Annotated in this window: 2 protein-coding genes and 1 pseudogene; 1 reads left to right on the forward strand and 2 read right to left on the reverse strand. The window is 56.8% G+C overall.

Annotated features, from left to right (window positions below; all coding sequences use genetic code 11):
• Window positions 1–134: 134 nt before the first annotated feature.
• Both A6A05_RS20580 and dmeF read right to left on the reverse strand, forming a co-directional pair.
• Window positions 135–257: pseudogene (locus tag A6A05_RS20580) on the reverse strand (IS5/IS1182 family transposase); the annotation flags it as partial.
• Between the two features lie 311 nt (window positions 258–568).
• Complete coding sequence (gene dmeF / locus A6A05_RS02785) at window positions 569–1507, reverse strand: CDF family Co(II)/Ni(II) efflux transporter DmeF (RefSeq protein ID WP_068497249.1); 939 nt, start codon at window positions 1505–1507, stop codon at window positions 569–571.
• Window positions 1508–1577: 70 nt separating this feature from the next.
• Here dmeF and A6A05_RS02790 point away from each other — a divergent pair, with 70 nt between their 5' ends.
• Window positions 1578–1853, forward strand: coding sequence for a metal/formaldehyde-sensitive transcriptional repressor (locus A6A05_RS02790; protein ID WP_068497251.1), 276 nt, complete (start codon window positions 1578–1580; stop codon window positions 1851–1853).
• Window positions 1854–1964: the final 111 nt, after the last annotated feature.

Consider the following 1964-nt stretch of genomic DNA (forward strand, 5'->3'; position numbering starts at 1 on the left):
GATTGCGGACCGTCATGTCCTCGATCATGCGGCGACGCAGAGGGCTCAATTCGGCCATCGGGGGCCTCCTGTCTGTAGGGTGGTCGGGAAACCAACCCTGTCAGACGGGAGCCTTCGACGTCACATCAGGCTCCAATACCGCGCCAGCGGTTTCGTTCAATCAACGGTTCCACCAGCGCCCATTCTTCATCCGTCAAGTCGCTGGGATAGCGGAGGCCGCGCCGCTCATAGACACGCCGGTTCTCCTTCGTCCACATGCTGCCCCCCCGATTCGTCTGGAGAGCTATGGAATCACAACTGATTCATCGGACTCAAGAACCTTCCGGACGGGCTCTTACGCCGCATCAGGACGTTATGCTACATCCGCCAGCAAAACTCCGTGTCCCGGTGAATAAGACGGGCTAGCCTGGTCGGATGAATGCTTTGCGCCCAATCCAGCCAGTCGGTCGCCAGAACAATTTCCGGATTCCAGAGCAACCAGAGCCGGGCCGATACTTTGCCTGGGATTCCGCTTGAATGGCGAGGAGGTGGTGATGGAGGCAGCCAATGCCGAACGCCTTCTAAAACCCTATGAGGTGAGTTTTCGTTGATTTACTTCTACAGTCACATGCACAAGTTCCTCGTGTACCCCCAACTGCCGTCGGAATTCTTCGGGGCTGGCTTGGCCGTCAACGGCCAAGGCCAGGATGCACGCATACTTTCCCTTGCCAACGCGCCAGACATGAAGGTCGGTGACATCCGCCTTGATCGGGCTGGCTTCGATGACCTCGTGTATTTCCGCCACTACCGGAGCATCCATCTCGGCATCAAGTAGCACCCGCCCTGTATCGCGCATTAGTCCAAAGGCCCAAGCCGAAACCAAACCGGCCCCGGCAATGCCCATCAGGGGGTCAAGCCAATCGGCACCCCAGAACTTGCCGCCTATCAAGGCGAAGATAGCCAATACTGAAGTCGCCGCGTCCGCCACCACATGAATGTATGCAGAGCGCAGGTTCATGTCGTGATGATGCCCATGGTGATGTTCATGCCCATGCCCATGCCCATGCCCATGGCCATCCTTTAGCAACCAGGCGCACAGCACGTTGACGAACAATCCGACCGCCGCTATCGCAATGGCTTGGTCGTAATGAATGGGAATCGGAGAAATTAGGCGCTCCACTGACTGGTAGAGCATCACGGCCGCCACTCCGACGAGAATAATCGCACTGGTATAGCCCCCCAACACCTCTATCTTCCAAGTGCCAAAAGAAAACCGTTTGTCTTGGGCGTAGCGCCTTGCCGCGCCATAAGCCATCAAGGACAAACCCAAGGCCAAGGCGTGCGAGCTCATGTGCCAGCCATCTGCCAACAGCGCCATGGAATTGAATATCCAGCCACCGCATATTTCGGCCACCATCATGATGATGGTCAGTACCACCGCCCAGCGGGTATTGCGTTCCGCTAACGGGTTTCCTTCGTCAAAAACGTGAGTATGATACCAATGCTCGGACGAAGTCGTAGGGCACATGCGCCGTCTCCTCAGGCTGGTCGCCGGATACCCTACCCCAGTATAGTTTTTGGTCGAACAGGTCAAGTGAATGGCGCATACCATCAAGGACAAAAGTAAGCTCTTAACCCGCGTGAGGCGGGTTAAGGGGCAGACCGAGGCACTGGAAAAAGCCCTAGAGCAGGAGAAGGATTGCTCTGCCATATTGCAGCAGATCGCCGCGATAAGAGGGGCTGTAAGCGGTTTGATGACCGAAGTGCTGGAGGGGCATCTGCGGGAGCATCTGAACTCGACCACCCTGCCGCCAGAGCAGCGGGAGGCGGATTTGGAGCAGGTAATCTCCACCCTACGCACCTATCTCAAATAGTGGTGACAGTTGCTTCGGCTTCCGTTGCCCTCTCCCCTCTGTGCCAATGATCCTTGCCACAAACTCCCTGCGTGGAGTTGAGTGAGCAAGGATCAGAGGAAAGCGGCCATG

It is taken from the genome of Magnetospirillum moscoviense (assembly GCF_001650635.1).
In the GTDB taxonomy this organism is placed as follows: Bacteria; Pseudomonadota; Alphaproteobacteria; order Rhodospirillales; family Magnetospirillaceae; genus Magnetospirillum; species Magnetospirillum moscoviense.